We start from the raw sequence: 6259 nt of genomic DNA on the forward strand, positions 1-6259 counted from the left end.
GTCATGCCCGCAAAGGCGGACATCCAGGCATTAAATGGTGTCGCGCGCCTTGCGCGCGATCTCAAAAGCTATTTGCGGGTGGAGTCACCCGCTATTAGCTTTTCAATCCGCTGCAGGCGGCACAATAATAGCGATATGAAAGACTACAAATACCTCGCTTCCCGTGATAATGAACAACCCCAGGGACAATCTCCGGAGAAGGAGAATATGAACTATCTTGCGCGTCCGGCGTGGCTGAACCAGTGGTGGCAGATCGGCATCGCAGTGTTGTTGCCCGTCATCTTTGTTCTGGCCTACCTGAAAGGTCATCAGTATTTTTCTTCGGAAAACCTGCGCGTGGTTTACGTGGTGATCGTGGCGGTGTTCGTGTATCTGGTCGCCGTGGTGATTTACCGCCGCTACTCGTGGGCTTACACGATCGATAGCGAGACCATCGAAAGCCGCGAGGGGCTGATCGCGCGCAAGGTCAAATCTATCCGCATCCAGGACCTGCGCAACATCAACGTGAACCAGTCGCTGTGGCAGCGCATTGTGGGCGTGGGCGATGTGGAGTTCTCCAGCGCCGGTGGCAGCGGCATCGAGGTCGTTTTCCGCGGCGTGGACAAGCCCCTGCAGGTCAAGCAACTGGCGCAGCGCAGGCAAGGCAACAGTCCGGGCGATTGATTATCCGGCATGACCAACGACTTCTGGAATTCCCGTTTCTCTGAACCGGGCTACGCCTATGGCACGGAACCGAACGCCTTTCTGGTATCGCAGAAACATTATTTGATGCCCGGCCTCAAGGCGCTCGCGGTGGGGGACGGCGAGGGGCGCAACGGCGTGTGGCTGGCGCAGCAGGGACTCGACGTGTTGTCGGTGGATGGCTCTGAGGTAGGTTTGCGCAAGGCGCAGGAACTGGCCAGGAGCCGAGGCGTTTCGATCGGTACGGAATTAGCCGATCTCACGAAATGGAAATGGCCCGAGAACGAGTTCGATATTGTCGTTGCGATTTTCATCCACTTCCCGCCGGAACACCGCGCGCGCATGCACGACAAGATGCGGCGGGCGCTCAAGCCCGGCGGTGTGCTGATCATGGAGGCGTTCACGCCGGAACAGCTCGAATACAAAACCGGCGGGCCGCCGGTCAGGGAAATGCTCTATACCGTGGAGATGGTGCGCGATGAATTTTCCAAGGGAGAAATCCTGTTGCTGCAGCAGATGTTGACGGATTTACACGAAGGGCCTTACCACCGCGGTACGGCGTCGGTGGTCAGGCTGATCGTGAAAGGAAAGCCCTTATCCTAGCGGCCGTAGCCCCAGCTGTCCTTCAGGTAGACATCCAGTCCGACGTAATCGTTCTTGCTGGCGAAGACCAGACCCTTGTCGGCGCCATTTGCCGCTATCAGGCGGCTCAAAACCTGAGAGGCTTCCGGTGATACCAGAGCCGCGGCGATGCGCGCCTGATCGTCCCGCGAAATGCGCGGACCGGCAGAGAACGCCTGGTTGGATATGGGCTGTGTCATGTAGATCGCCCGCAAGAGGTTTGCGCTTTCGTTGAATTTTTTCAGACTGGCCGCGGGCAGGATGCCGGCGTTGCATTGTTTCTCGATCGCTACGCCCTCATAGACCTTCGTCGATCCCAGGGTGTTGACGATGATCGGCTGGCGCACGGGGTTTTCGAATTGGCCGAGCACCGCCAGCGTGCCGAAGTCCGGCGGTGTGATGCCGCATATCCTCAGACCGGCGAGTTGCTTGAGATTGGTAATCCTGTCGTCCTTGCGCACCACGACCACGAATGCGTATTCGTCGGCAAGCTTTACCAGGGTGTTGTGTTGCAGGTTGGAAATGCGCCAGCTGTTGAAGTGCGGTCCATCGAACACGAGATCATAGCTTCCGTGCTGCATTTTATTCTGGTAGGTGAGCCAGTCTTTCGGGTAATGGAAGATGATTTTTTTGCCGATGACGCGCGTCAGGTATTCAGCGATGGGCCGATAGGTGCGCAGGGCCTCCGCCTCGGTTTCATGCGGTGGCGCGGAGAACACCAGCGCTTCCTGTTCCCCGGAAATGCGTTCCGGGAGATTGCTTTTCGCGAAGGCGGGCGATGCAGGCGTGAACGAGACCTTCTTCATGGCCGCGGCAGAAGCCTGCATTGGCGCGAGATTTTGTGCTCCGGTGGATTCCGCGATTGACAGCCGCGAGATTAAAACGAAGAACAGTGCCAGAACAACGGCCAGTGCGGATCTGATCTTCACGATGACTCTCCTTGTTGCACGCGCTTCCCCAATTGCTTCTTGTCGATGTCAAAGAATCACAGAAGCCGCAGGAACGCCATGTCAGACCGCGCGAACTACCGTGTTCTCTATTAAGAAGAGAAGCTTAGCCGGGGTTTGCGCCAAATCCACGTGACCAATTATGGCGTTCATTCCTGCCCGACAAGCGGCCGGTTTGTTTGTGTGAGCGGTAGGAATCCCGCTTGCTCTAACGGCCGTAACCCCAGGTGTCCTTCAGGTAGACATCCAGCCCGGCGTAATCGTCCTTGCTTGCGTAGGCCAGACCCTTGCCGGTGCCATGGGCTGAGATCAGCTGGGCCATGGCCGGAGAGCCTTCCTGGGAAATCAATGCCGCCGCTATCCGCGCCTGGTCGGCCGTGGAAATGCGTGGACCGGCAGAGAATGCCTGGTTCGGCAACACCTTCGTTTTGTACACGATACGCACGACGTTTTCGCTATTGGAGAATTTCTTAAGGTTTGCCATCGGCACAATCGCGGCCGTGCATTTTTTCTCGAATGCCACGCCTTCATATGCCTTGGTCCAGCCGACGTTGTTCATGATGAGTGGTTGGCGCGCCGGATTATCGAACTGGCCGAGCACCGCGAGTGTGCCCAGGTTGGGCGGGTTCATGCCACACACCCTCTGCCCGGCAAGTTGCTTGATGTCGGTGATGCGGTTGTCGTCCTTGCGCACCACGACGGCGAATACATGCTCACCGGCAATTTTCACGAGTGTACTGTGCTGAAGATTGGAGATGCGCCAGCTGTTGAAATGCGGGCCGTCAAAAACGAGATCGTAACTGCCGCGCTGCATCTGTGTCTGGTAGGTGAGCCAGTCGCCGGGGTGCTTGTACACGATGGTTTTGCCGATGATGTGGGAGAGGTATTCAGCAATCGGTTGATAGGTGCGGATGCCTTCTTCCTCGGTTTCGCGCGGCGGCGCGCTGAACACCAGTATGTTGTCACTGCCGGCTGGCATGCCTCGGGCGATGCCTTCGAGTGATGGTCGGCTCGCCGCCGTCTCCGGTGGAGTAAAGGAGGTTTTTCGGGCGGTCGGGGTTTTCTCACGAACGTTCTGTTCGGCGGCACTGGCGCCCATGACAAAAACCATCGCACCCAGTGATATCACGCCGGCGGCAGTCGTCATCGTTCGGTTAAATCCAAACACGGTACCTCCTTGTTTCAACCAGCTGACGTGTCTTGAAAGGGTTTGTCCGCACGCGTCACGCGCGTCTCAGTAGTAACCCCATTCGTTGCGTAGGTACTCCGCCAGTCCCTGGTATTCCTGGTTGCTGGCCAGCGCAAAGCTGTCACCGACCTTGAAAGCGGCACGCAGTTTTTCCGTCGGCCCGGCGGCATTCGGTGACGCCAATGCCTGGGCGATCTTCGACTGATCTTCAAGTGATACGCGCGGACCGGCGGAAAACGCCTGGTTCGGCATGGCCTGGGTCTTGAAGACAACCCGTGTCAGCCCGGCGCGGTCGTATTTCTTGAGATTGAGCATAGGCAAAACGCCACCCACGCATTTGCCGCTGATCACGCCGTCGTAGATTTTATCCCAGCCATTCGTGCTGACGATCACCGGTTGGCGCGACGGGTTATCGAACTTGCTCAGCAGCACAAGCGTGGCGAGATTCGGCGGGGCATGGGCGCAGAAGGTGCGGCCCGCCATCTGCTGGACGGTGTCGAAGGAGCCCTTGTCCTTTCTGACGATGACCACGAACTCGTGGCGCTCGGGAATCTTGACCAGAATGTTGTGGCTGAGCTTCTCCATGCGGTAGCTGTTGAAATGCGGTCCATCGAAGATGATGTCATATTTTCCCTGGAGCATTTCAGTGCGGTACACGCCCCAGGTTCCCGGGTCTTTGTACACGACCTTCTTGCCGATGATCTGGCTCAGGTAGGCCGCCACCGGCTGGTAAATTTCCTGGGCGGCGGCCGGCGTCTCGCGCGGCGGAGCGGTGAATATCAGTGCTTCCTGTTCTTCCACAATGCGTTCCGGCAGATTGTTTTTGGCCGTCGCGGGAGACGATGGCGTGAAGGCGGTCTTGATGGCGGTGGCTATCGACTGGAGCGGAGGTATTTTTTTAGCGTCGGAAGATTCCGCGGCGAGCGGCGGCGCGAACAAGACGGCAAGCAGCGCCAGAGAAATAATCTGAGCAGATTTGATATTCATGGTAACTCTCCTTGTTGCACCCGTTTCCCCGAACCGTATGACCGCTTATATTTGTCTGGGATATTTTTTAGGAGACGCGAAGACCATCGTGTCAGAATGCGCGATTTCCCATGTCCCAATTAAGGAGAAGAGCCTAGCCCGGTAATCCGTCAAATCCAGTGACCATTTTTTGGTATGCCGCGTAAGCCGACCAGCGGCCGGTTTGTTTGTGTCGGCGGTCGTGCAGTCACGCAGACTGGAGCTTTACTTATTCCTTGCAGCTTCAGGAACACCGCGTGACCTGACTCGTCGGATACTGTGACCATAGAAAATTCCGCACGCAACGCGGCGGACCTGCTTTAATAGGGAAGTTCATGAAAGCCAAGCGTCACCAATCTGATTCCTCCTCTCCGGACGTTTCCCTGTCTGTGCTTTTCTGGATTTTCTTCCGCATTGCCTGCACCAGTTTCGGCGGCTTCATGGCCATGATCGCGGTCGTCGAGAACGTGGTGGTGGAGCGCAAGAAACTGCTCACGCACCAGGAAATGCTCAACGGCATTTCACTGGCCTCGATGTTGCCCGGCCCGGTAGCGGTCAATGTATGTACCTACGTGGGTTACCGGTTGCGCGGCGGCATGGGCGCGTTGGTCGCCGCGTCGGCCGCGATTCTACCCGCCTTTGTGCTGGTCGTGGCGCTGTCCGCCGTCTACTTCCGCTGGGGCCAGATCCCGGCGGTGAATAAGCTGTTCATGGGATTCATTCCCGCCGTGACCGCTGTGATCGTCGCGGCCGCGTGGAACATGAGCCGCAAGTTGCTCGTCGGCGCGCGCGAGGACGCCATTGCCATCGGCGCCTTCGCGGTGCTGCTCGGGATCGGTGGCTTTTACAGCACGCTAGCGATCATTGTCGGCGCCGGTGTCATCGGCTGGCTGTTGTTCCGGACGGAGTGCGGCACGACTTCCAAACCGGGCAAAAACAAATTGGGCAAAAAACGGACAACCTCTGGATCGGGATTCAACGCCCACGCGTTTCTGCTGGCTACGACACCGATGGTTAGTGTGCCATGGTGGAATCTTGATCCCGCCATTCTCACTAAGCTTTTCGCCGTGTTTGCCGGGATGAGCGTCATGCTCTTCGGCGGCGGTTACGTTTTCATTCCGCTGATTCAGGAAATCGTGGTCAACCACCACCAGTGGGTGACGCCGCAGGAGTTCGTCGACGGCATCGCGTTGGGCCAGATCACGCCGGGCCCGATTCTGGTAAGCGCGGCGTTCATCGGGCTTAAAGTCGCCGGACTTGCCGGCGCGGCGGTCGCCACCGTCGCCATCTTCGCGCCCCCGGCGGTGCTCATGGTCGCGGCTTCGCGCGCCTTCGAGCGCCTGCAGCGCTCCAGCGCCATTCAGGCGGCGCTGCGTGGCGTGCGTCCGGCGGTGATCGGCATGATCTTCGCCGCCGCCGTGATCGTGGGGCGGAGTGCGGTGCCGGTATGGTATTCGATCGCGATTTTCGCGGTCGCGCTATATGCGCTGATACGTTTTCGCGTGGAAGCGGTGTGGGTCATTCCCGCGGCCGGTCTCGCGGGATGGTGGCTGTATTGAGTGTTGCGCGCCAGCGTGAGGCGCGTGCACGTGGAATATTAATTCAGGAGTAATCACCATGAATATTTTCATGATTGGAACACAACGCTCGGGTTCGAACCTGTTGCGTCTCATGCTGAACGAATTGCCCCGCATCGCCGCGCCGCACCCGCCGCATATCCTGCAACGTATGCTGCCGCTGGTGCCGAACTACGGCGATCTCGAGAAACGGGAAAACTTCGCCCAGCTCGTCGAGGACGTGTGCCGGCTGGTCGAGC

7 protein-coding genes are annotated in these 6259 nt (G+C 58.3%); 4 read left to right on the forward strand and 3 right to left on the reverse strand.

The genetic code is table 11. The features are described 5' to 3' along the window. The first annotated feature begins 135 nt into the window (after nucleotides 1-135). Nucleotides 136-663 carry a PH domain-containing protein gene (locus tag ACC569_RS02590; RefSeq protein ID WP_372521934.1) on the forward strand — a complete coding sequence of 176 codons (528 nt, stop codon included), beginning with the start codon at nucleotides 136-138 and terminating at the stop codon, nucleotides 661-663. Nucleotides 664-672: 9 nt separating this feature from the next. Next, on the forward strand, nucleotides 673-1284 hold the full coding sequence (locus ACC569_RS02595) for a cyclopropane-fatty-acyl-phospholipid synthase family protein (protein ID WP_372521935.1): 612 nt from the start codon (nucleotides 673-675) through the stop codon (nucleotides 1282-1284). Here ACC569_RS02595 and ACC569_RS02600 read toward each other — a convergent pair. The 3 genes from ACC569_RS02600 to ACC569_RS02610 form a co-directional block, all read right to left on the reverse strand. Further along, on the reverse strand, nucleotides 1281-2231 hold the full coding sequence (locus tag ACC569_RS02600; protein WP_372521936.1) for a phosphate/phosphite/phosphonate ABC transporter substrate-binding protein: 951 nt from the start codon (nucleotides 2229-2231) through the stop codon (nucleotides 1281-1283). The two genes, ACC569_RS02595 and ACC569_RS02600, sit on opposite strands and share 4 nt — an antisense overlap. A gap of 226 nt (nucleotides 2232-2457) precedes the next feature. After that, nucleotides 2458-3396, reverse strand: a complete 939-nt coding sequence (locus ACC569_RS02605) for a phosphate/phosphite/phosphonate ABC transporter substrate-binding protein (protein WP_372521937.1) — start codon at nucleotides 3394-3396, stop codon at nucleotides 2458-2460. Between the two features lie 87 nt (nucleotides 3397-3483). Next, nucleotides 3484-4425, reverse strand: coding sequence for a phosphate/phosphite/phosphonate ABC transporter substrate-binding protein (locus ACC569_RS02610; RefSeq protein WP_372521938.1), 942 nt, complete (start codon nucleotides 4423-4425; stop codon nucleotides 3484-3486). Nucleotides 4426-4778: 353 nt separating this feature from the next. Between ACC569_RS02610 and chrA the strand changes: the two genes are divergently transcribed. Both chrA and ACC569_RS02620 read left to right on the forward strand, forming a co-directional pair. Next, complete coding sequence (chrA, locus tag ACC569_RS02615; RefSeq protein WP_372521939.1) at nucleotides 4779-6002, forward strand: chromate efflux transporter; 1224 nt, start codon at nucleotides 4779-4781, stop codon at nucleotides 6000-6002. Nucleotides 6003-6060: 58 nt separating this feature from the next. Continuing rightward, on the forward strand, nucleotides 6061-6259 hold a 199-nt coding region (locus tag ACC569_RS02620; protein ID WP_372521940.1), incomplete at its 3' end, for a sulfotransferase.

Origin of the sequence: Sulfuricaulis sp. (genome assembly GCF_041499725.1) — a bacterium.
Classification (GTDB): domain Bacteria; phylum Pseudomonadota; class Gammaproteobacteria; order Acidiferrobacterales; family Sulfurifustaceae; genus Sulfuricaulis.

Coding starts and splice junctions, on each gene's coding strand:
- ACC569_RS02590 (WP_372521934.1), top strand. CDS start 136: ATGAAAGACTACAAATACCTCGCTTCCCGTGATAATGAACAACCCCAG.
- ACC569_RS02595 (WP_372521935.1), top strand. CDS start 673: ATGACCAACGACTTCTGGAATTCCCGTTTCTCTGAACCGGGCTACGCC.
- ACC569_RS02605 (WP_372521937.1), bottom strand. CDS start 3,396: ATGACGACTGCCGCCGGCGTGATATCACTGGGTGCGATGGTTTTTGTC.
- ACC569_RS02610 (WP_372521938.1), bottom strand. CDS start 4,425: ATGAATATCAAATCTGCTCAGATTATTTCTCTGGCGCTGCTTGCCGTC.
- chrA (WP_372521939.1), top strand. CDS start 4,779: ATGAAAGCCAAGCGTCACCAATCTGATTCCTCCTCTCCGGACGTTTCC.